This window comes from Bradyrhizobium sp. TM102 (genome assembly GCF_009176685.1).
Classification (GTDB): Bacteria; Pseudomonadota; Alphaproteobacteria; order Rhizobiales; family Xanthobacteraceae; genus Bradyrhizobium; species Bradyrhizobium ottawaense.
The window spans coordinates 6,097,745-6,119,978 of the sequence record NZ_AP021855.1; the positions used below are offsets into that span (position 1 = coordinate 6,097,745).

General features: G+C 65.0%; 20 protein-coding genes and 1 tRNA gene. 11 read left to right on the plus strand and 10 right to left on the minus strand.

Annotated features, from left to right (window positions below; translation table 11 throughout):
- Positions 1–94: 94 nt before the first annotated feature.
- From groES to GDN70_RS28915, 3 genes are all read right to left on the minus strand, one after another.
- On the minus strand, positions 95–412 hold the full coding sequence (gene groES / locus GDN70_RS28905; RefSeq protein ID WP_038950533.1) for a co-chaperone GroES: 318 nt from the start codon (positions 410–412) through the stop codon (positions 95–97).
- A gap of 104 nt (positions 413–516) precedes the next feature.
- A complete protein-coding gene (locus tag GDN70_RS28910) occupies positions 517–777 on the minus strand; it encodes a DUF1488 domain-containing protein (RefSeq protein WP_080670259.1) in 261 nt (86 codons plus the stop codon).
- A gap of 684 nt (positions 778–1,461) precedes the next feature.
- A tRNA-Gln gene (locus tag GDN70_RS28915) sits at positions 1,462–1,536 on the minus strand.
- A gap of 256 nt (positions 1,537–1,792) precedes the next feature.
- Here GDN70_RS28915 and GDN70_RS28920 point away from each other — a divergent pair.
- Positions 1,793–3,571: an acyl-CoA dehydrogenase gene (locus tag GDN70_RS28920; protein WP_028144217.1), complete on the plus strand. Its 1,779-nt coding sequence runs from the start codon at positions 1,793–1,795 to the stop codon at positions 3,569–3,571.
- Positions 3,572–3,717: 146 nt separating this feature from the next.
- On the opposite strand, the gene GDN70_RS28925 is transcribed toward GDN70_RS28920, so the two are convergent.
- Positions 3,718–4,956, minus strand: coding sequence for an MFS transporter (locus GDN70_RS28925; protein ID WP_152103341.1), 1,239 nt, complete (start codon positions 4,954–4,956; stop codon positions 3,718–3,720).
- A 207-nt stretch (positions 4,957–5,163) separates the two neighbouring features.
- Here GDN70_RS28925 and GDN70_RS28930 point away from each other — a divergent pair, with 207 nt between their 5' ends.
- The 8 genes from GDN70_RS28930 (at position 5,164) to GDN70_RS28970 (ending at position 14,403) form a co-directional block, all read left to right on the plus strand.
- Positions 5,164–5,922 carry an enoyl-CoA hydratase-related protein gene (locus GDN70_RS28930; protein ID WP_028144215.1) on the plus strand — a complete coding sequence of 253 codons (759 nt, stop codon included), beginning with the start codon at positions 5,164–5,166 and terminating at the stop codon, positions 5,920–5,922.
- 229 nt (positions 5,923–6,151) lie between these two features.
- On the plus strand, positions 6,152–7,807 hold the full coding sequence (locus GDN70_RS28940; RefSeq protein WP_038972683.1) for a bifunctional UDP-sugar hydrolase/5'-nucleotidase: 1,656 nt from the start codon (positions 6,152–6,154) through the stop codon (positions 7,805–7,807).
- 133 nt (positions 7,808–7,940) lie between these two features.
- Complete coding sequence (locus GDN70_RS28945; protein WP_028144213.1) at positions 7,941–8,870, plus strand: histone deacetylase family protein; 930 nt, start codon at positions 7,941–7,943, stop codon at positions 8,868–8,870.
- Positions 8,871–8,944: 74 nt separating this feature from the next.
- Positions 8,945–9,196, plus strand: coding sequence for an exodeoxyribonuclease VII small subunit (locus tag GDN70_RS28950; RefSeq protein ID WP_008132970.1), 252 nt, complete (start codon positions 8,945–8,947; stop codon positions 9,194–9,196).
- A gap of 605 nt (positions 9,197–9,801) precedes the next feature.
- Complete coding sequence (dxs, locus tag GDN70_RS28955) at positions 9,802–11,730, plus strand: 1-deoxy-D-xylulose-5-phosphate synthase (RefSeq protein ID WP_028144212.1); 1,929 nt, start codon at positions 9,802–9,804, stop codon at positions 11,728–11,730.
- A 116-nt stretch (positions 11,731–11,846) separates the two neighbouring features.
- Entirely contained in the window at positions 11,847–12,401 is a 555-nt protein-coding gene (locus tag GDN70_RS28960; RefSeq protein WP_152103342.1) for a nucleoside 2-deoxyribosyltransferase, read from the plus strand.
- Positions 12,402–12,428: 27 nt separating this feature from the next.
- On the plus strand, positions 12,429–13,163 hold the full coding sequence (locus GDN70_RS28965) for a TlyA family RNA methyltransferase (RefSeq protein WP_028144210.1): 735 nt from the start codon (positions 12,429–12,431) through the stop codon (positions 13,161–13,163).
- Positions 13,156–14,403, plus strand: coding sequence for a class I SAM-dependent RNA methyltransferase (locus GDN70_RS28970; RefSeq protein WP_152103343.1), 1,248 nt, complete (start codon positions 13,156–13,158; stop codon positions 14,401–14,403). The genes GDN70_RS28965 and GDN70_RS28970 overlap by 8 nt, the downstream gene beginning before the upstream one ends.
- 34 nt (positions 14,404–14,437) lie before the next feature.
- Here GDN70_RS28970 and GDN70_RS28975 read toward each other — a convergent pair whose 3' ends face one another.
- The 5 genes from GDN70_RS28975 to GDN70_RS28995 are packed head-to-tail and all read right to left on the minus strand — an operon-like array spanning position 14,438 to position 19,371.
- Entirely contained in the window at positions 14,438–15,289 is an 852-nt protein-coding gene (locus GDN70_RS28975; protein WP_028144208.1) for an ABC transporter permease, read from the minus strand.
- A gap of 2 nt (positions 15,290–15,291) precedes the next feature.
- Positions 15,292–16,140 carry an ABC transporter ATP-binding protein gene (locus GDN70_RS28980; protein ID WP_152103344.1) on the minus strand — a complete coding sequence of 283 codons (849 nt, stop codon included), beginning with the start codon at positions 16,138–16,140 and terminating at the stop codon, positions 15,292–15,294.
- Positions 16,137–17,183 carry an ABC transporter substrate-binding protein gene (locus GDN70_RS28985; RefSeq protein ID WP_152103345.1) on the minus strand — a complete coding sequence of 349 codons (1,047 nt, stop codon included), beginning with the start codon at positions 17,181–17,183 and terminating at the stop codon, positions 16,137–16,139. The genes GDN70_RS28980 and GDN70_RS28985 overlap by 4 nt, the downstream gene beginning before the upstream one ends.
- 41 nt (positions 17,184–17,224) lie before the next feature.
- Positions 17,225–18,439 (minus strand): CaiB/BaiF CoA-transferase family protein, encoded by a 1,215-nt coding sequence (locus GDN70_RS28990; protein WP_152103346.1) that lies wholly within the window; start codon positions 18,437–18,439, stop codon positions 17,225–17,227.
- On the minus strand, positions 18,436–19,371 hold the full coding sequence (locus tag GDN70_RS28995; RefSeq protein ID WP_152103347.1) for a hydroxymethylglutaryl-CoA lyase: 936 nt from the start codon (positions 19,369–19,371) through the stop codon (positions 18,436–18,438). The genes GDN70_RS28990 and GDN70_RS28995 overlap by 4 nt, the downstream gene beginning before the upstream one ends.
- Positions 19,372–19,460: 89 nt before the next feature.
- Between GDN70_RS28995 and GDN70_RS29000 the strand changes: the two genes are divergently transcribed.
- Complete coding sequence (locus tag GDN70_RS29000; RefSeq protein ID WP_244625832.1) at positions 19,461–20,372, plus strand: GntR family transcriptional regulator; 912 nt, start codon at positions 19,461–19,463, stop codon at positions 20,370–20,372.
- A gap of 95 nt (positions 20,373–20,467) precedes the next feature.
- Positions 20,468–21,562 carry a Tat pathway signal protein gene (locus GDN70_RS29005; RefSeq protein WP_152103348.1) on the plus strand — a complete coding sequence of 365 codons (1,095 nt, stop codon included), beginning with the start codon at positions 20,468–20,470 and terminating at the stop codon, positions 21,560–21,562.
- On the opposite strand, the gene GDN70_RS29010 is transcribed toward GDN70_RS29005, so the two are convergent.
- Positions 21,559–22,191, minus strand: coding sequence for a hypothetical protein (locus GDN70_RS29010; RefSeq protein ID WP_038950553.1), 633 nt, complete (start codon positions 22,189–22,191; stop codon positions 21,559–21,561). The genes GDN70_RS29005 and GDN70_RS29010 overlap by 4 nt on opposite strands.
- Between the last annotated feature and the right edge of the window lie 43 nt (positions 22,192–22,234).

The following is a 22,234-nucleotide window of genomic DNA, read 5'->3' on the forward strand; positions in this document are numbered from 1 at the left end:
GGCGAGCTCTCGAGGGATGAGATTTGAATTGCGGGCCTCATCCTTCGAGAACCCGGCTACGCCGAATCCCAGGGTAAGGAAAACTGACTGGCGCTTACGCGGCCTTCTTCTTGGCAGCGGGCAGATCAGTGAGAACGCCCATGATGTCGCTCTCCTTCATGATCAACAGCTCCTGGCCGTCGATCGTGACCTCGGTGCCCGACCACTTGCCGAACAGCACGCGGTCGCCGACCTGCACGTCGATCGGGATCAGCTTGCCGGCTTCGTCGCGGCCGCCGCGGCCGACGGCGGTGACTTCGCCCTGGGAGGGCTTCTCCTTGGCGGTGTCCGGAATGATGATGCCACCAGCGGTCTTGTCTTCGGCCTCAATGCGCTTGACCACGACACGGTCATGGAGCGGACGGAATTTCATGCGATTCTCCCTGGCTTTTTTGATTGTTTCTGGATTGGCAGTCGTAACGAGCTACGTGCTCGTAACCGGAGTCTTCCGCGTCCATCAAGACGTCAGTCTTCATTTCAAAAATTAGCGGCGATCAGATCGTAAGAACCCCTGCTGCCGCGGACGTACACCCTGGCAGCGGCGGCACAGATCACATCACGGTTGGAATCGAATGCGTTCAGGAAACCCGTTTCATTGGGGTGAGCGTCCGGTTGAAGTCGCCTCAGCGCGTCTTCCTCTATGAAAAACGATGCCTCTAGCGCGCTATCGTATCCCCAAAAACGCACGGCATGCCGCGTTCGGTCATATGAACGACTATAATTTGGAAACTCGATCATGGTGGGTCCGATCAAGTCCGCGCAAGGGCAAAAGATGTCGAAAGCGATCAGGCTGCGCTAAGCTGTAAATGGCTACTCTGGAATCGGACTACAACCTGCCCACGACATTAAGTTATGACCAGCCTCGCTATTCGGCGGAGCGTCACCATCCCCTCATATCACCGAGCATCCCTGGCTATTATCGGTGACTGAGAGTGTTGCGCTCCCGCCGTTTTGAAAAGGCGGTTCCAAAGGTCGAATATCGATAGATTCAGTGTTAGTGGGTGGCTCGTACCTCCGGTATTGCTGCCGATCTTTTTCGGGCTGTTGATCGTCGCTGCAATAGTTATTCAATGGTAGTCCCCCTCGGCGGACCCGCGCCATCGACTCAAGCCAACAGCGAGTTGGCTCCGATGAAATGACTAACGAGCTGAATGTCAGGGCGGCGGCCCTTGGTGCGATCCTTTCACAAGCTACGACCGTCACGCGTACTGCGCTCAATCCAACAGGTGATCAGCTCGTCCTTAGGGACCGAGCGATCGTTGTGCGAAAATCGCGGACACCGTCCGGTGACCGATTTCGAGTTTCTGGAAGATGTTGTGAGTGAATCGTGGCGAACAAAGATAGCGAGGTCTCCAACGGACGGCGGAATCCACCTTTTCCAAATGGAGCAACGGCGACGGCAATTAATCGAGCAACATCAACTGGCTGGGGCGGGAGGGATCGAACCTCCGAATGGCGGAATCAAAATCCGCTGCCTTACCGCTTGGCTACGCCCCAACAGGCGACCTGGGGCCGGCGGAAGAACTGGCTACCGCAGATTCCCTTGGTCGCAGCCGGTCTATAGGGAGCGGCGCAGCATTTCAACCGCCTGGAGGGGCAAAATACCACAGCCCCGGGATCGGCCGCGCTACACTCTCTTTATGGGCCCGCGACGGCCCCGTTCTGACCGCCACCGTCCGGCCCCTCCCGCCCCATTGAGACCTCCCCCATTTCATGGGAATAGGGCGCCAAGACCTATCCACGGGAGTGAGCCATGACCTACCGCGCGCCGATTTCTGACATGCTGCTGTCGCTCAATCACGGCGCCGGCCTCAAGGCTGCGGTGGAGGCCGGTCATTACGGCGATTTCGACGCCGACATCGCCGCGGCCGTGCTGGAGGAAGCCGGCAAGTTCGCAACCGACGTCCTGGCCCCGCTCAACAAGGTCGGCGACGAGCACGGCATCAAGCTCAGCGACGGCAAGGTGACGACCGCGCCGGGCTGGCCGGACGCCTACAAGCGCTGGACCGAGGGCGGCTGGAACGCGGTGTCCGGCCCGGAGGATTTCGGCGGCCAGGGCCTGCCGATCGCGATCAATGCTGCGTGTACCGAGATCTGGAGCGCCTCGAACCTCGCCTTCGGCCTCTGCCCGCTGCTGACGGCGTCGGCGATGGAGGCGCTGGACGCGCATGGCAGCAGTGAGCTGAAGAAGATCTATCTCGAAAAGCTCGTCTCCGGCGAATGGACCGGCACGATGCAGCTCACCGAGCCGCAGGCCGGCTCCGACGTCGGCGCGCTGCGCACCCGCGCCGAGAAGCAAGCCGACGGCACCTATCGCATCAAGGGGACGAAGATCTTCATCACCTATGGCGAGCACGACATGACCGACAACATCGTGCATTTCGTGCTGGCGCGTCTGCCCGATGCGCCCGCCGGCACCAAAGGCATCTCGCTGTTCCTCGTGCCCAAGTTCATGGTCAATGCAGACGGCTCGCTGGGGCAGCGCAACGACATCTATGCGAGCGGCGTCGAGCACAAGCTCGGCATGCATGCCTCCCCCACCTGCACCATGACCATGGGCGATCATGGTGGCGCCATCGGCTTCCTCATCGGCGAAGAGAACCAGGGCATGCGCTGCATGTTCACGATGATGAATCAGGCGCGCCTTGGCGTCGGCCTGGAGGGCGTCGGCGTCGCCGATCGCGCCTATCAGCAGGCTTTGTCCTATGCGCAGGAGCGCAAGCAGGGCCGCGCCGTCGGCAGCAAGAGCGACGGCTCGGACGCGATCTTCGTGCATCCCGACGTCAAGCGCATGCTGATGCGGATGCGGGCGCAGACCGCCGCCGCGCGCACCATCTGCTACGCGACCGCGGTCGCGATCGACGTCTCGACGCGCGCCAGGGACCCCAAGGTGCGTGCAGATGCCGCCGCGCGCGCGGCGCTGCTGACGCCGATGGCCAAGGGCTATTCCACCGACATCGGCAACGAGGTCGCCTATCTCGGCGTGCAGGTGCATGGCGGCATGGGCTTCATCGAGGAGACCGGTGCGGCCCAGCATTATCGCGATGCCCGCATCACCGCGATCTACGAAGGCACCAACGGCATTCAGGCGATCGACCTCGTCACGCGCAAGCTCGCGGCCAATGGCGGCGCTGCCGTCTGGGCGCTGCTCGACGAGCTCGCAGCGACGGTGAAGAAAGTCGAAGCGTCGAACGATCCGGCTTTTGGCACCACGGGCGTCAAGCTGCGCGAAGCGCTGGAGGCCTTGACGCGCACCAGCAAATGGCTGCTGGAGCGCGTGACGTCCGCGCCGAACGAGGCGCTTGCCGGCGCGACACCCTATCTGCAGCAGTTCGGCTCAACGCTCGGCGGCTGCCTGCTCGCCTCCGAGGCGCTCGCCGCCAAGGCCGACGGCAACACGGACGCCGCGCGCTACGTCTCGCTGGCACGCTTCTTCGCCGAGAACATCAGTGTGCAGGCCGGCGCGCTCGAGCGCACCGTGACCGAGAGCGCGGAATCGGTCGCGGCGGCGGATGCGGTGCTGCTGGGGTGAGCTGCTTACCGAGTACACGGATGCGTAGGGTGGGTTAGCCGTAGGCGTAACCCACCGCTTGTGCCGCTGCGTGAACAAAAGAGGTGGTTAGCCCTGCAGATGCGCTTTGCGCGTCTGCAAGGCTAATCCACCCTACGAACTCCGGGCTACGAAGCGACCGTCTTCCTGCCCTGCCCCGGCCGCCACAACACGATGCCCGCCGCCACGAGATCCAGCACGACGCACATCGCAAACGCCATCGTGTAGTTGCCCGTCAAGCTGCGCACGAGGCCGACGATGCCGGGGCCGAAGGCGCTGACGATGCCGCTGATCGAGGTGCCCAGTCCCATTGCGGCGGCGAAGGCGGCGGCGCCGATCTCGCGCTGGATGATCAAGGGCGGAAACGTGATCATGTTGCCGATCGAGAAGCCGTAGACGGCGCAGCACACCAGCAGCACGGTCGGGCTCGTGCTCTGCACGAGAACGAACAACGCCGCCGCCTGGCTCGTCATCGACGCCGCGCAGGCGAGCCGGGGATCGAGCCGGTCGACGAACAGGCCGAGCGACAGGCGGCCGACCACCGCCATCGCCGCCATGATGGTGACCGCGCCGCCTGCGGCCGGGCGGCCGATCAGCGGCTCGAGAAAACTCACCTGGTGGATGATGAATCCCATCTGCGCCAGCAGTGCGATCGCGATCGGCAGCACCATGGTCCAGAACGCCGCGTTGGCGAGCAGCGCTTTGCGGGAATGACTTGGCGCGGCCGCGCTCTCGCCGGAAGGGCGTCCGCCCGAAGCCGGCGAGGTCCCGGCAGGCCAGCCGATGAAGGTCACGACCACCGGCAGCACCAGCACCATCATCGCGAGCGTGGCCGCCAGCATGGCGGAGCGAAATCCGATGCTGCCGGTCAACGACAGCAGCAGCGGAACGAGGATGATGCCGCCGCAGGTCGCGCCGTTGAACGCGAGGCTGAGCGCGAGCCCGCGCCGGCGTTCGAACCAGGAATTCAACACGGTCGCGATCACCACGGTGCCCATGCCGGTCCAGCCGACCGACATCAGCGCATAGGCGAGATACAGCTGCCAGGGCGTCTGCATCAGCGCCAGCAGCACCGTCGAGGCGCCGAGCGCCGCCAGGCCGCACAGGATCAGCGACCGCAAGCCGATGCGGGCGAGCAGATCGTCGGTGAAGATGACGAGGACGGAGGTCAGGAGAAACGAGAAGGTGCTGGCCGCGGAGACCAGCGTGCCCGGCCAGCCATGGGCGCGCTGCAGCTCGGCGAGATAGACGCCCTGGCCATACAGGCCGAAGCCGAACATGAAGAAGGCCATCAGGAAGCAGGCCAGCACGACGCGCCAGCCGCGGTAGTGCAGCGAGGATTCGTCGACGCGGGTTGCGGCAATCATCAATCGGGCAATCGGGTCACATGGAACCGCGCGGGATCGTGCACCACAACCACCGGTTTTTCAAATGAAACATTGTAGCCAATTGTTGCGGCGCGTTGGCGTCGAAAAGGTTGACTCAGCGCATTGGCACGCCTGCGGGATCATGTAGGCTGATGCTCGGCGAGACTCGCGAAGCGGCGAGCATCGCGGCGCGCGCAGGGGGCTCTCATGCCGAATGGCAATATCGTCGTCACCGAAGAGCGCGGAACGCGTGTCATCACCCTGCGCCGCCCGGGCAAGAAGAACGCGATCACCCAGGACATGTACCGGGAGATGAGCCACGCGATCGACACCGCGCAGAACAACCCCGACATCCGCTGCATGATCATCACCGGCGGCTCAGGCGTGTTCACCGCAGGCGATGATATCGACGATTTCATGCGCGCCGACACCGCACGCCCCGAGACGTTGTCGGAAGGCGCCAAGTTTCTCTATTCGCTCGCCCTCAACGTCAAGCCGATCATCGCCGCCGTCGACGGCGCCTCGATCGGCATGGGCACCGTGATGCTGTTTCACTGCGACTACGTGCTGGCCTCGAACGCTGCGACCTTCTCCGCGCCCTACATCCATCTCGGCCTGGTGCCGGTCGGTGCCGCCAGCCTCTTGATGCCGAACACGATGGGATATCAGCGCGCCTTCGCGATGCTGGTGATGGGGCGAACTTTTTCCGCCGCGGAGGCTCACGCGGCAGGCTTCGTCAACGCCGTGGTGTCGCCCGGACATACCGAGGTCGAGGCGCGCAAGGTGGCGCGCGAAATCTGCCGGCTGCCGGCCGAGGCGGTCGCAACCTCCCGCAAATTGCTGCGCGCGCCCGCCGAAGAGCTCACCCGCCGCATCGACCAGGAAGGCCATCTGTTCGGCGAGCGGCTCAAGTCGGAGGAAGCGGTGGCGGCGTTCAATGCGTTTGCGAACCGGAAGAAGAAGTAGCGGCGCTCTTCCCCTTGTGCGAGACGGGCGATGGTCTGTCTCCGCGAGTTCGGCACCGTAGGGTGGGCAAAGGCGCACTTGCGCCGTGCCCACCATCAATCCCGAAGTCACGAGAGGCCGTGGGCACGCTTCGCTTTGCCCACCCTAAGATACTGAGGTCGGGAAGAAGGCCTGCACGTTCACGACAATCCTTCGTGAAATCTTCGCGCGGACCGACTAATCTTGTTCCATGCGATACCGATCCATCCTCGCCGCCCTCACTCTCGCCTTCGCCCTCCCCGCCTCGGCCCAGACCGCCGCGCCGGTCGAGTTGCGCGTGCTCGCGATCAACGATTTTCACGGCAATCTGCGGCCGCCGCCGGGCGGCATCCGCATCGCCGATCCCGAGGACGGAGCCAGGAAGGTGATGGTGGCGGCCGGCGGCGCCGAATACATGGCGACGCTGGTGAAGCAGCTGCGCGAGGGGCACAAGAACACGATCTTCGTCGCCGCCGGCGACCTGATCGGTGCGAGCCCGTTCCTGTCGGCGATGTTTCACGACGAGCCTTCGGTCGAGGCGCTTTCGCTGATGGGTCTAGCGATCAGCTCGGTCGGCAATCACGAGTTCGACGAGGGCAAGACCGAGCTGCTCAGGATGCAGAACGGCGGCTGCCATCCGGTCGACGGCTGCCAGGGGCCGCATCCGTTCACGGGCGCCAAATTCCGCTATCTCGCCGCGTCCACCATCGAGACCGCGACGGGCAACAGCGTGCTGCCGCCCTACGATATCCGGGAATTCGACGGCATCCCGATCGCCTTCATCGGGCTGACCTTGAAGGAGACCGCGGGCATCGTCTCGCCATCCGGCATCGCCGGGCTCGAATTCCGCGACGAAGCCGCGACGGTGAATGCGCTGGTGCCGCAGCTGAGGGCGCGCGGCGTCGAGGCGATCGTGGTGCTGATCCACCAGGGCGGCGAGCCCGCCGGCGACTACAATGAATGCCCTGCCATTACCGGGCCGATCGTCGACATCGTCAAAAAATTCGACCGCGCCGTCGACGTCGTCGTCAGCGGCCACACCCACCGCGCCTATGTCTGCGACATCGACGGGCGGCTCGTCACCAGCGGCGACAAATACGGCACGCTGGTCACCGCGATCGATCTCAAGCTCGATCCCGTAACCCGCGACATCGTCAATGCCAAAGCCGAGAACGTCATCGTCGCCAATGCCTCGCTGGCGAAGGACACGGAGCAGACCGCGCTGATCGAGGCCTATGACCGGCTCTCGGCGCCGATCGCCAACCGGCCGGCCGGATCGGTGACGCAAACGTTGTCACGCGTGCCGAACGAGGCCGGTGAAAGCGCGCTCGGCAACGTCATCGCGGACGCGCAGCTTGCTGCGACCAGGGACGCCAAGGATGGCAGCGCTGTCATCGCACTCACCAATCCGGGCGGCATCCGCACCGACATCGTCCCGAAGGAGAACGGCGCGATCTCCTTCGGCGATGTTTTCGCCAGCCAGCCGTTCCGCAACCGCCTCGTCACGATGACCCTGACCGGCAACCAGCTCAAGGAGATGCTCGAGCAGCAATGGCTGGACCCGAAGCGGCCGCGGATTCTCCAGGTGTCGAACGGGTTCAGCTATGCCTGGGATGCGTCGAAGTCATTCGGCGAGCGCGTGATCGCCGACAAGATGATGCTCAACGGCAAGCCGATCGAGCAGGCCAGCGGCTACCGCGTCACCCTCAACGATTACCTCGCAGTCGGCGGCGATGGTTTTACCGTCGCCAAACAAGGCACGGCGCCGCAATATGGCGGCTACGACGCGGACGCGCTGTTCGCGTTCTTCCGGGCGCACGGACCGATCGGCCCGCTGCCGCTGAGCCGCATCCTGCGGGTGAATTGATCCGGATCAAACGGGCCAGAATGGGACGACCCTTTGCCATTCCCGTTCAAACGCATAGATTGGGATTTGCATTGCGTTTTGGCGCCGGATGCGCCAAGCGACGTCGAAAGCCCGCATCCATGAGGCCGACCTGATGAGCACGCTTCTCCTTTCCCACAAGGCCTGCCTCGACCATGTCACGCCGCCGGGACACCCTGAAAGGCCGGATCGCCTGCGTGCGGTGGAGGAAGCGCTGTCGCATGAGCGCTTCCAGTTCCTGGTACGCGACCAGGCGCCGGAGGGCGATCTCGATCTCGTCACGCTGTGCCACAACGAGCACTACGTCACCGAGCTGCGCCACATCGCACCGAGCAGCGGGCAGGTCTATATCGACGGCGACACCTCGATGTCCCCTGGCACGTGGGAAGCGGTGATGCGCGGCGTCGGCGGCGCGGTGGCGGCGACCGAAGCGGTGATGGCGGGCGAGCATCGCAACGCCTTCGTCGCGGTGCGCCCGCCCGGCCATCACGCCGAGATCGGCAAGCCGATGGGCTTCTGCTTCTTCGACAACGTCGCCATCGCCGCCCGCCACGCGCAGCGCAAATACGGCATCAAGCGCGCGGCCATCGTCGATTTCGACGTGCATCACGGCAACGGCACGCAGGACATCTTCTGGTCGGACCCGACCGTGATGTACTGCTCGACGCACCAGATGCCGCTGTTTCCGGGCACCGGCGCCACGGGCGAGCGCGGCGACCACGACACCATCGTCAACGCACCGCTCGCCTCCGAGGACGGCGGGCCGGAATTCCGCTCCGCGTTCGAGAATTTGATTCTGCCGCAGCTCGAAAAATTCAGCCCCGAGCTTGTCGTCATCTCCGCCGGCTTCGACGCGCATTATCGCGATCCGCTGGCTTCGCTGAATTTGCGCGCGGAGGATTATGCCTGGGTGACGCGCAAGCTGATGGATCTCGCCGACAAGTCCGCGGGGGGGCGCGTTGTTTCGGTGCTCGAGGGCGGCTATGACCTGCAAGGACTGAAAGAATCTGTTACGGCGCATGTCGGCGCCCTGATGGGCGCCTGACGACGCCCGCCACATTAAGCCCGCAAAACCCGCCTTCACTGCAAGGAAAGCGAATCGGGCAATCGGAAACGGATATGGCCGAAAATACTCAAGTCGACGTCTCCAGGCTTACCTTCGAGCGCGCGATCGAGGAACTCGAAACGATCGTGAAGCGGCTCGAGGACGGCAAGGTGCCGCTCGAGGAATCCGTGACGATCTACGAGCGCGGCGAGGCGCTGAAGCGCCGCTGCGAGGAATTGCTGCGCCAGGCCGAGGCGCGCGTCGACAAGATCACCACCGATGCCAGCGGCCAGGCCACCGGCACCGCGCCGCTGGACGTGCAGTAGGAAAGCCGAGACTTTCCCGCTCAGTCTTCTGATGGCAGCCCCGAAACGTCATCACGTGGCCGCCCGCATCGATTTCACGATCGCACGGCGCTATCCCGCTGAGCGCCGCGGTTCCGTGCAGGCGGATCGGATGCCGCCCCTTCCGGAAATCGGTCCTTCAGGACCAAAAAAAGATCTCATTCAGGCGAAAAAGCCTGCCAGGGGACCCGGCAAGGCTGGAACCCATTGTCCCGGGCCACGGTTAACCACTCTGGCCCGCCGGTTGCATCTGCATACCCCCAATCGGTCCTGCGGGTTGGCTTTGGCCCAAGCTTTGGTGTAAAGCTGCGCGGAGTGTGGCTTTTTGCAAGCCTTGCGTGGGCAGAGAATTCCGACGACAAGCGCTTCAAACTGCTAATGAAATTGGCTGGGACGGACGAAGCCGATCTAAGTGACAGGGATCACAGAGACTGAACCGGAGCGCACTTAAGCTTACCTAAGCTTGAAGACGGGGCCTTGCCCCATGCAGGTGGCTCCGACGGTTTGAGGACTCGCGCTGCGCCGATATTGTGCAAACCCATCGCGCACCGGAATGACCTTCCGGCGCTGACAAATTGGAAATCGCCGTGAACGCATACAGTAAAACGCCGCTTCTCGACACCATCCGGACGCCGGACGACCTGCGCAAGCTCAAGATCGAGCAGGTTCGCCAAGTCGCCGACGAGCTGCGGCAGGAGACCATCGATGCCGTCTCGGTGACCGGCGGTCACTTCGGCGCGGGCCTCGGCGTGGTCGAGCTCACCACCGCGATTCATTACGTCTTCGACACGCCGCGCGACCGGCTGATCTGGGACGTCGGCCATCAGGCCTATCCGCACAAGATCCTCACCGGCCGGCGCGACCGCATCCGCACGCTGCGCACCGGCGGCGGCCTGTCCGGCTTCACCAAGCGCAGCGAGAGCGATTACGATCCGTTCGGCGCGGCGCATTCCTCGACCTCGATCTCCGCCGGCCTCGGCATGGCGGTGGCGCGCGACCTCTCCGGCGGCAAGAACAACGTTATCGCCGTGATCGGTGACGGCGCGATGTCGGCCGGCATGGCCTATGAGGCCATGAACAACGCGGGTGCGATGAACTCGCGCCTGATCGTCATCCTCAACGACAACGACATGTCGATCGCGCCGCCGGTCGGCGCCATGAGCGCCTATCTGTCGCGGCTCTACTCCGGCAAGACCTATCGCACGCTGCGCGATGCGGCCAAGCAGATCAACAAGCGCCTGCCCAAGATCATCGCCAACCGCGCCAACCGCGTCGAGGAATATTCCCGCGGCTTCATGATGGACGGCGGCACGCTGTTCGAGGAGCTCGGCTTCTACTATGTCGGCCCGATCGACGGCCACAATCTCGACCATCTGCTGCCCGTCCTGAAGAACGTCCGCGACATGGAGACCGGCCCGATCCTGGTCCACGTCGTGACGCAGAAGGGCAAGGGCTACGGCCCGGCTGAAGCCTCCGCCGACAAGTACCATGCCGTCGTCAAGTTCGACGTCGCGACCGGCACCCAGGCCAAAGCCAAGCCGAATGCGCCGGCCTACCAGAACGTGTTCGGCCAGAGCCTCGTCAAGGAAGCGCAGAAGGACGACAAGATCGTCGCCATCACCGCGGCGATGCCGTCCGGCACCGGTGTCGACATCTTCAACAAGGCCTTCCCCGACCGCACCTTCGACGTCGGCATCGCCGAGCAGCACGCGGTGACCTTCGCCGCCGGTCTTGCCAGCGAAGGCTACAAGCCGTTCTGCGCGATCTACTCGACCTTCCTGCAGCGCGGCTACGACCAGATCGTGCATGACGTCGCGATCCAGAACCTGCCCGTCCGCTTCGCCATCGACCGTGCCGGCCTCGTCGGCGCCGACGGCGCCACGCATGCCGGCTCGTTCGACAACGCCTATCTCGGCTGCCTGCCGAACATGGTGATCATGGCGGCGGCCGACGAAGCCGAGCTCGTGCACATGGTGGCGACCCAGGTCGCGATCGACGACCGTCCGAGCTCGCTGCGCTATCCGCGCGGCGAAGGCCGCGGCATCGAGATGCCCGAGGTCGGCATTCCGCTCGAGGTCGGCAAGGGCCGCGTGATTCGCCAGGGCAGCAAGATCGCCCTGCTCTCCTTCGGCACGCGCCTCGCCGAATGCGAGAAGGCGGCCGATGAGCTCGCAGCCCACGGCCTGTCGACCACGATCGCCGACGCGCGCTTCATGAAGCCGCTGGATACCGAGCTGGTGCTCAAGCTTGCCCGCGACCACGAGATCCTGATCACGATCGAGGAAGGCTCGGTCGGCGGCTTCGGCTCGCATGTCGCGCAGTACCTGACCGATCAGGGTGTGCTCGACACCGGCATGGTCAAGTTCCGCTCGATGGTGCTGCCCGACGTGTTCCAGGACCACGACACCCCGGCCGCGATGTACGGCCGCGCCGGTCTCGACGCCAAGGGCATCGTCGCCAAGGTGTTCGAGGCGCTCGGCAAGGACGTCAAGGCCGAGACGGTCAAGCTGGCTTGATCGTGGCTTTCTTCACCTCTCCCGCTTGCGGGAGAGGTCGCGACAAAGGCGCGGGTGGGGAAGCGCAGTTTCGCCGCGATTCGAAGCTTGCCTGAATTTCTCCGAAGCAGTCAGTCATGAAGATCTATCTGGCAGGCCCCGACGTGTTCCTGCCGGATGCAATCGAGATCGGCCGGCAGAAGGTCGCGATCTGCGGTCGCTACGGGCTCACCGGCCTCTATCCGCTCGACAACGCCATCGACCTCACCGCGCCCGATGCCGCACGGCAGATCTTTTGCGGCAACGAGGCGATGATGGATGCGGCTGACGCCATCATCGCCAATCTCACCCCGTTCCGCGGCGCAGGCGCCGATCCCGGCACCGTCTACGAGCTCGGCTACATGGCCGGCCGCCGCAAATTGTGCCTGGCCTATTCCAACGACGGCGCCGCCTATGCCGACCGCCTCGGTCGCTTCATGGAGGTCACCTCCGAGGACGGGCGGCTGGTCGATGCGCAGGGGCTGACGGTCGAGGATTTCGGCCTCGTCGACAATCTCATGATGATCCATGCCCTGGAGCTGCACGGCTGCCCGCTGGTGACGCCGGCCGCGATGCCAATCGACGTCTGGCACGATCTGGCCGCGTTCGAGACTTGCGTCCGGATGGCGGCCGCGCGATTGATCGCTACATAAGCGACAAGCCCTGTCCTGGAGAGTCGATTGTCCCCCGCCCGCAAGCGCGCAGATGTATTGCTGGTCGAGCGCGGCCTGTTCGAGAGCCGGGCGCGGGCGCGCGCGGCGATCGAGGCGGGCCTCGTCACCGCCGACGACAAGCCGGTCGCCAAACCGTCGGAGACGATTGCCGAGGACGCCGTGATCCAGGCCGAGCCCGCGCACCCCTACGTCTCCCGCGGCGGCGTCAAGCTCGCCGGCGCGCTGGAGCGGTATCCCATCGAGATCGAGGATCATGTCTGCCTCGACGTCGGCGCCTCCACCGGCGGCTTCACCGAGGTGCTGCTGGCGAACGGCGCGAGCCTGGTGTTCGCCATTGACGTCGGCACCAGCCAGCTGCATGCCTCGCTGCGCGACCATCCCAAGATCGTGTCGATGGAGGCGACCGACATCCGCAGCTATGACGGCAAGCGGCTGCCGGCACGGCCCGATGTCGTCGTCATCGACGTCAGCTTCATCTCGCTGAAGACCGTGTTGCCGGTGGCGCTGTCGCTGGCGGCAGCGCCGATGAGCCTGCTGGCGCTGATCAAGCCGCAATTCGAGGCTGACAGGAAGCACAACAAGAAGGGCATCGTCCGCGACGCCGCCGTGCACCGGGAGATCTGCGACGACATCGCCGCCTTTGCCGCTTCGCTCGGCTGCACCGACATCGAGATCTTCCCCTCGCCGATCACGGGCGGCGACGGCAATATCGAATTCTTCCTGGGCGCGCGCCGTGGTTGAGCGTCTCACCATCGACCATGTCGGCCATCGCGGCGACGGCGTCTGCCTCGACGCCGGCGAAGCGATCTACGTGCCCTACACGCTGGGCGGCGAGACCGTTGAGGTCGATCACGTCGTAGGCAACCATCCCGACCGCCGCAAGCTGCTCGCGGTCGACGTCGCAAGCCGGGAGCGCATCGAGCCGTTCTGTCCGCATTTCGGCGTTTGCGGCGGCTGCGCCATCCAGCACTGGTCGACCGAGCCATACCACGCCTGGAAGCGCGGCATCGTGGTGGAGACGCTGGCGCAGGCCGGCATCGATTGCGAGGTGGCGCCGCTGGTCGATGCTCATGGCGCCGGCCGCCGGCGCGTCACGCTGCACGGCCGGTTCGGCACGCATGACATCCTCAAGGTCGGTTTCTCCGCGACGAGCTCACACGACGTCATCCCGATCCATCGCTGCCCGATCCTCGATCCCGCACTCGACGGCGCGCTCGACGCCGCCTGGGCGCTGGCGGAGCCGCTGACGTCCAAAATGCCGGTGACCAAGCCGCTCGACATCCAGATCACCGCCACCGCCAACGGCCTCGATGTCGACGTGCGTGGCTCCGGCCCGCTGCCGACGCCGCTCGTCACCGCGCTGTCGCGCGTCGCCGAGCAGCACCGCCTGGCGCGGTTGACGCGGCATGGCGAATTGGTGCTGCAACGCCTGGCGCCGACAATAAAGATGGGCCGCGCTGAGGTGACGCTGCCGCCGGGCTCGTTCCTGCAGGCGACCGTCGCGGCCGAAGAGACGCTGGCAGCGCTCGTCGCGGAACGCATCGGCAAGGCCAAGGAGGTTCTCGACCTCTTCTGCGGCGTCGGGCCGTTCGCCTTGCGGCTCGCCGAAAAAGCGCGCGTCACCGCCTATGACAACGACGCCGGCGCTGTCGCAGCGCTGGCAAAAGCAGCGCGCACGCCGGGCCTGAAGCCGATCAAGGCCGAGCCGCGCGATCTGTTCCGCCGCCCCCTGGTGCCGCCGGAGCTGCGCGGCTTCGACGCCGTGGTATTCGACCCGCCGCGCCAGGGCGCGCAGGCGCAGGCGCTGAAGCTCGCCGCGAGCAAGGTGCCCGTCGTGGTCGCGGTGTCCTGCAACGTCGCAACCTTTGCCCGCGACGCGCGGCTGCTGATCGACGGCGGTTACAAGATCGACGCCGTAGTGCCGGTCGATCAGTTCCGGCACACGCCACATGTGGAGCTGGTGGCGCGGTTCAGCCGGTGACGTTGCACGCGCCCGCTCACCCTCGTCCGGGCCGCTATGCTGACGGCTCGAATTGCGGCTGCCATCGCAACAAATAGGACTGCAGCGAGCGCACCGCGATCGCCAGCAGGATGCCGACGAACATCATGACGAAGATCGCGACCATCATCTCGCTGGCATTGGCGCGCGCCTCCGCTTCGATGATGAGCTTGCCGAGGCCGCGCTCGGCGCCGATGAACTCGCCGACGATGACACCGATCAGCGCGAAGGACACCGCCGGCAAAAGCGAAGCGAACACCCAGGCGAGCGCGGACGGGATCACGACGGTACGCAGCACGGTGAATTCGCTGGCGCCGAGCAGACGGGCGGCCGCGATCTGGTCGCGGTCGACGGCGCGCGTTCCCTCGAAGGTATTGAAGAACACCACGAAGAAAACGACGAGCCATGCGGTCGCGATCTTGGAGAGGTCGCCGAGGCCGAAGATCAGGATGACGAGCGGCACCAGCGCAATGCGCGGTATCGAGTTGAGCGCCACGATGTAGGGCCCGAACACGCGGGCAAGGAAGTCCGAACGGCCGAGGATCAGGCCGGCCGCGATGCCGCTCGCTGAGCCGAACAGAAAGCCCCACCAGGTATTCTTCAGCGTGACGAGCGTGGCGAGCCACAGATTGTTGTCGTTGCCCCTGATGCAGGCGGCAAAGCCGCCGGCGTCAGAGAAGCAGCCGAGCCGCAGAAAGCTCTGCCAGATCAGCGACGGCTTGGCGACGAAATAGGGATCGAGGATTTTGGGCACGTAAGCCCTCGGCAGCAGCGCCTTGCTCCATTCGAAGCCCCACTGCCAGATGACGAGCACGGCTGCGAGAATGGCCAATTGCCAGAACAGGATTACGGTGCGGCTGTTGGACATGGTCAATCGGCCCTGGTGCGGCGGAATTCTTCGCCGAGGGAGTGCCAGATGTGAGAATAGAGACGGCCGAATTCGGCGCTCTCGCGCACGGAAACGGGATCGCGCGGCCGCGGGATGGCGACGTCGAAGTCTTCCTTGAGACGCCCGGGCCGGGCCGAAAGCAGGATGATGCGGCTCGCCAGCGTCAAGGCCTCGCCGAGATCGTGCGTCACGAACAGCACGGTCTGCCGCTCGCGCTCCCAGATCTCCAGCAGCGTCTTGTGCATCTCCAGCTTGGTGTGGGTGTCGAGCGCGCCGAACGGCTCGTCCATCAGCAGGATCTCAGGCTCCAAAATCAGCGTGCGCATCAAGGCGACGCGCTGGCGCATGCCGCCGGACAGCATGCGTGGAAAGCTCTGCGCAAAGCCCGAGAGCCCGGCCTTCTCGACCGCCGAAGCGACGCGCCCGGCGCGCTCGGTCTTCGGCAATCCCGCGATCTCCAGCCCATAGCCGATGTTCTGCTCCACGGTTCGCCAGGGAAACAGCGTATCGCGCTGGAAGACATAACCGACCCTGGGGTTGACCTTGCCGGTCTCGACGGTGTCCTGATCGATCAGGATGCGTCCGCCAGAGCGCGGCAACAGCCCCGCGACCATGTTGAGAATGGTGCTCTTGCCGCAGCCGGACGGACCCAGCAGCGCAACGAACTCGCCCTGCTTGACCTCGAAGGAGACGTCATCCACCGCCACGAACTCGCGGCCGGACGCGTTGAAGCGCTTGGCAAGCCCTTGCACGGCAATGCGGACACGCGCTGCCGCTGTGTGATCCTCGTCGCGCGCGAGCGCAAGACCCTGGCCCGGCGCGGCGATCATTTGTACTTCGCCCTGGCTGCCTGGAGGAAGCTCATGTCGACGACATCCTCGTATTTGGTCTCGGGAATATCCGTGCCCTTGCGGTACCAGGGCTTGGCGCCGCGTTCGAACGCGGGCTTGTCGATGACACCGTCATAGGCCCAGGTCGACTTGTCGAAACCGAGCTCGGCGCTGACCGCATCGGGGTCGATGCCCGAGAAATACTTCGGCGTGACCAGCGCCTGCACCTCCGCGAGCGGCGCAGCTTTCACGAACGCCATGGCGCGGTAGATCGCATTGACAAAGGCCTGCACCAACGCCTTGTCCTGCTCGACCGTGTCCTGGAGCGTGTAGATCACGAGCACGGGCAGCGCGCCGCCGAAATCCTTCTCGAACACGCCCGGCTTGGACGTGTCGTAGATCGTCCTGCCAAAGCCCTTCTTTTCGACCTCGACGATCCAGCTCGGCGGCGCCATGATGGCGTCGAACTGCTTGGTCTGGAGCGAGGGGAACATCGTGTTGGGCCCCCCGCCCGCGACCCAGTTCACCCTATCACCGAGCCCGCGCGCCTCGAACACATAGGTGCCGAACACCCAGGTGCCGGAGCCGATGGCGGTGGCGGCAACGATCGGCTTGGCACCGTCAGGCCGCTTGTAGTCGGCAAGCTTCTCGACCGAATTGATCCCGCTGTCGTAGAGGTCCTGCCGGACCATGATGTTGGCGTAGGAGCACACCATCTCGGTGGCGAGCAGGATCTTGCAGGGCTTACCGCGGGCGCCGAGCTGGAGCGGGTGGCTGGCATCGCCGTGCGCGAACAGTGCCTGCCCCGCCGCCAGCGTCTGGCGTCCGAACGTCCCGGCATTGCCGGTGACGAGCTTTGAATCGAGCCCCTCGTCCTTGAAGTACCCCTTCAGCTCCGCAATCATGCCGATGGCGTAGACAGGCGACACCGGTCCGAAGGCGAGCGAGACCTGCTTGCTTTGCGCAAGCAATCGTCCCGGCAACAGCGATGCTCCGGCCAATGCGGAGCCCGCGATCAGCGCCTGGCGCCTGGTAATGCTCATATGCTCCTCCTCCCTTGTCTCTTGTCCGATACGCCGATCGGTCAGGACGGCGCGACCTTGATCGTCCCTGCCTGTCGCAGCGTGTCGATCTCGTCCGGAGACATGCCGATCTCGCTCAGGATCTCGCTGCTATGCTCGCCGATCCCAGGGGGATCATAGCGGTTGGGCAGCCGCCTTCCGTCCATGGAAATCGGCAACAACGGCGTCTTGGCCTCGTTACCGTCGGGCAGCCGAATGGCGGTCAGGCCGCCGGACTGGTTGAGATGCGGATCATCGAAGAGATCGCCGGGCTTGTTGACCGGCGCATAGGGAAGATCGAGCTGCTCGAGGCGCGCGGCAAGATCGGCCTTGTCCCACGGCTTGAAGATCTTCGCGATCTCGGGGATCAGCCAGCCGCGATGATCGACGCGGTCGTTGCTCGTTGCAAAGCGCGGATCAACGAGCCAGGCTTCACGATCGAAGGCGCGGCAGAACGCCTCCCATTGCTCTTCACCGACGATGGTGACGAACAGCTTCGAGCCGTCCCTGGTGTCGAAGAGATCGTAGACCGGCCATGGGCTGTCCTTGATCGAATACGGGATCGACGGCTGGCCGCTGACCACCTCGCACATCATGGCCTGCGCCATCAGGAACACGTTGTTCTCGTACAGCGCGCTCTGGATGTAGCGCCCCCGGCCGGTGCGCTGCCGCTCGGCCAGCGCAGCCTGGATCGCGATCACGCCGAACATGCCGCCCATGACATCGTTGACCGAGGCCCCGGCACGCATCGGGCGGTCAGGCAGGCCGGTCATGTAGGCAAGGCCCCCCATCATCTGCACCACCTCGTCGAGCGCGAGGCGGTTCTCGTAGGGGCCGGGCAGATACCCCTTGAGCGAGCAATAGATCAGGCGCGGCGCGAAGGCCGCGACGCTCTCGTAGTCGAGGCCGATCCGCTTCAACAAGCCCGGCCTGAAATTCTCGATCATGACGTCGCTGCTCTCGATCAGCCTGCGTGCGACGTCCTGGCCTTCCGCGGTCGACGTATCCAGCGCGATGCTGCGCTTGTTGCGGCTGTAGGTGGCGAAGAAACCGGCGGCTGGGCCCTTGAAAGTGCGGGTGCGGTCGCCCTTGGGCGGCTCGACCTTGATCACGTCGGCACCGAGATCGGCGAGGATCAAGCCGCAGCTCGGCCCCATCACCATCTGACTGAACTCGATGACACGAATGCCGGCGAGCGGGCGAAGCTCCGATGCCGTCTCACGCGCAACCGGCGTCATGCCGCGCTCCGCAGGACTTTGGGAATGCCGGCCTCGTGCAGATGCCCCGACAAGTGTTTTGCCGGGATATGGCGGGCGAGAATCTCGCGCGTCTGCATCAGACGGTCGAGGTCGATGCCAGTGGAGAGGCCCATGCGCTCCAGCATGAACACGAGGTCCTCGGTGACGATGTTGCCGCGCGCACCGGGGGCAAAGGGGCAGCCACCGAGGCCTGACACGGCGGCGTCGAAGCGGCGAATGCCGGCTTCGAGACCGGCGACGGCGTTGGCAAGGCCGGCGCCGAGCGTATCGTGCAGATGCAGCCGCAACGTCATTTGCGGCCCGACCTCGCGTCGCACGGCTGCAACGATCTGGCCGATCAGCTTTGGGGTGGCGTAACCAACGGTGTCGGCAAGCCCGATCTCGTCGGCACGGGCCTCGGCAAAGGCGCGCGCCACCCGGCACACCGCCGCTTCACTGACCTCGCCTTCGAGCGAGCAGCCGAAGGAGGTGGAGATCGCGCCCATCAGCTGCGGACGCTGCCCCACGGGCCGGGCGTCGATCGCGGCGCGAACCGCGCGAAATCCCTCGATCTGCTCATCGACAGTCCGGCGCACATTGGCCTGGTTGTGCGTCTCGCTCGCCGAGATGACGAAATAGATGGCGTCGACACCGGCGGCGATGGCACGCTCGGCGCCCTTCACGTTCGGCACCAGCGCACCGATGGTTGCCGACCTGTGCGTGAGCGCGTGCGCCATCACCGTATCGACATCGGCGAATTGCGGCACGACCTTTGGCGGCACGAACGAGCCGGCATCGATCTCGCGCACGCCGGCAGCAGCGATCGTGTCGATCAACGCGCATTTGGCTTCGGTCGGAACGAAGATGTCGAGATTCTGCAGACCATCGCGGGGAGCGACCTCGCAAATATGGACATCCGGCGCGCGTGCCATCGGGCTCTCCCTCGGTCGATTGTATATTGTTGCATAAAAGAACAATCCATGGGACAGTCTGTCAAGCCCTAAACTTTGCGTGCACTGCAATGACTGCATCCGACAGTTCCCGACAGCGCGGCACCCGAACCGACGGTTCCGAACGCGCCGAGCACCTCGCCGGCCTCATCATGGCGTTCGCCCGGCGCGAAGGCATGAAGGCCGGCGACCGCTTGATCGAACAAAGGCTTGCCGACGCGCTGGACCTTTCACGCGCGCCGATCCGGCTCGGCCTCAAGGCTCTGGAGGCCGCGGGGTTGGCGCGCGGCGAGCCGCATCGCGGCTTTGTGCTGGCCAAGAATCCCACCAGCGGCGCAGCCCAACCGGCGCTCGCCGCTGTCAGGCGCAACGAGCAGGTTTATGCGTCCGTCGCAGGCGACGTGCTCGCGAGCCGGCTGCCGACCGACGTTACCGAGGCGGAGCTGATGCGCCGCTATGACGTCACGCGGGCCGAGCTGCAGCGGCTGCTGGACCGGATCGCTGCCGAGGGCTGGATCGCACGCCTGCCGGGCTATGGCTGGCGTTTCGCAGAGACGGTCTCCAGTCCCGAATCTCAAGCACAGGCCAAGGCGTTTCGTGCGGTGATCGAGCCGGCGGCAATCGCGCAGCCGGGTTTTGCCCTGCCGCAGGAAGTGATCGTACGTCTGCGCGAGCGCCAGCTGCGCGTCTTCGAAGGCGAGCTCGAGAAGATGACGATCGGCGAGATCTTTCGCTCCGGCTGCGAATTCCACGAAGACATCATCCGCGGCGCCGGCAATCCCTTTTTTCTCGAAGCGCTCAGGCGCGTGAACTCGATCAGACGCCTGTTCGCCTATCGCAGCTTCGCCGACCGCGACGGCATGCGGCGTCACGTGCGCGAGCATCTGCGCCTGCTCGACATTCTGGAAACCGGGCGTTATGCCGAAGCGGCGGAACTGATGGCCAAGCACCTGCAGCGGCCCCTGGTGGCGGGCTTGTCGTGATGCTCAAGCCAGGATTCCCTGGACCCGCCATCCGATCTTGATTCCGCTCAATCGTTCTGGCGCCCGTTGGTGCTAGAGGCTTGCTGTGCAAGGGCATGGAGCGGACGTTTGTGGTTGACCGGCGACAGTTCATCGGGGCCGCGCTCGGGTTGCCCGCGGCTGCGATCGGCGGCTTCCCTGCCGCAGGGGCAACGATGACCTATGACGAGGCAGTGACGACGTCTCGGGCTCCGCTGCAGGCCGTGCCGAGGGATCGCGAGCTCGTGCGCTTTGCCATCCTCGCCGCCAACAGCCACAACACCCAGCCGTGGATCTTCTCCGCTCGCGGCAACGAGATCGCGATTGCACCGGACTTCACGCGCCGCTGCCCGGCCGTCGATCCGGACGATCATCACCTCTTCGTCAGTCTCGGCTGCGCCGCCGAAAACCTCATCCTCGCCGCATCCACGCTGGGCTGGCGCGCCGATCCGGTCATTGACGGCGACCGGATCGTGATCGCGCTTGAGCAGGCCCCGCCGGCCGCATCGGCGTTGGCGGCCGCGATTCCGGTCAGGCAATGCACCCGCGCGGCGTTCGACGGCAGGCCGGCCGCAACCGAGTCCTTGCGCCAGCTCGAAAGCGCCTGCCGCGAACCTGATGTCGCGGCCATCCTGATGACCGAGCGCGCCGCGATCGCCGGGGTCACCGACTATGTGCTCGAAGGCAACTCCGTGCAAATGCGCGACAAGGCCTTCATGCGCGAGCTCGTGAGTTGGATTCGCTTCAACGAGACGGAGGCGCTCGCGACCATGGACGGGTTGTTCTCGCCCGCCTCGGGAAACCCGTCTCTGCCGTCATGGCTGGCACGGCCGCTGCTGAAGTTCTTCTTCACGGAGCGCAGCGAAAACAAGAAGTACCGGGAACAGCTCGCCAGCTCTGCGGGCGTCGTCGTGCTCGCGGCCGATCGCAGCGATACATCGCACTGGATTGCGGTCGGCCGCGCCTGCCAGCGCTTCGGCTTGCAGGCGACCGCGCTCGGGCTCAAATATTCCTTCGTCAACCAGCCGGTCGAGGTGGCGGCGCTGAGGCCGCAATTCGCGGCCTCAATCGGACTGGGCGAGCGGCGTCCCGATATCGTGATGCGTTTCGGGTACGGCCCGGACCTGCCGAAATCGCAGCGGCGTCCGCCGGAGCTTGTGATGCGATCCTAACGCCGAAGGCCGCCCAGGACCGGCGACTCGCCGGGCAGCATGTTCGATCTGATATCGCTGTCCATGCGACCCGAGTCCTGCTGGATGAAACCGGCGCCGAACGACAGACTGAGGTTGGAGGTCGGTTTGAACTCGACGCCCGCAAATGCGCTGGTGCCGGGTACCGCGCCCGACGTCAGCGGCGCCACCGAGCTGCCGATGCCATTGCCATATTTCAACGTCTCGAAGCCGGCAAAGAACGTCACGGGCAAGCCGCCAGCTGTCTTGGTGGTGTAGCCGAACTGCGTGCTGTCATAGGAGAGCGCGCTGAAATTGCCGGCAAGTCCGCTCTGACTAAGCCCGGTCTGACTCTGCCCGGTCTGACTGAGCCCGCTCCAATTGAGGTTGCCGCGCTGGCTGCCGACGAAGAAGCCATTCGCAAAATTAGTGCGCCCGCCTGCGTCACCGGCATTGAAGCTTGGAAAATTGCCGTAAGGATCCGAGCTCTGGCCATCGCTGCCGCCAAAGCCAAACGGTCCGCCCGGTATGACATACCTCAGCGGTGCAACTTGCGCATCAACGGAGGTGCCGCCGAGCCAGAGCACGGCGAAGATAGCTGCAAGACCGCATGAAGTTGCAAGGCGGGACATTCAGGTAACCTTCGAAAACCTCGCAAATCATACCCTCCGGCGA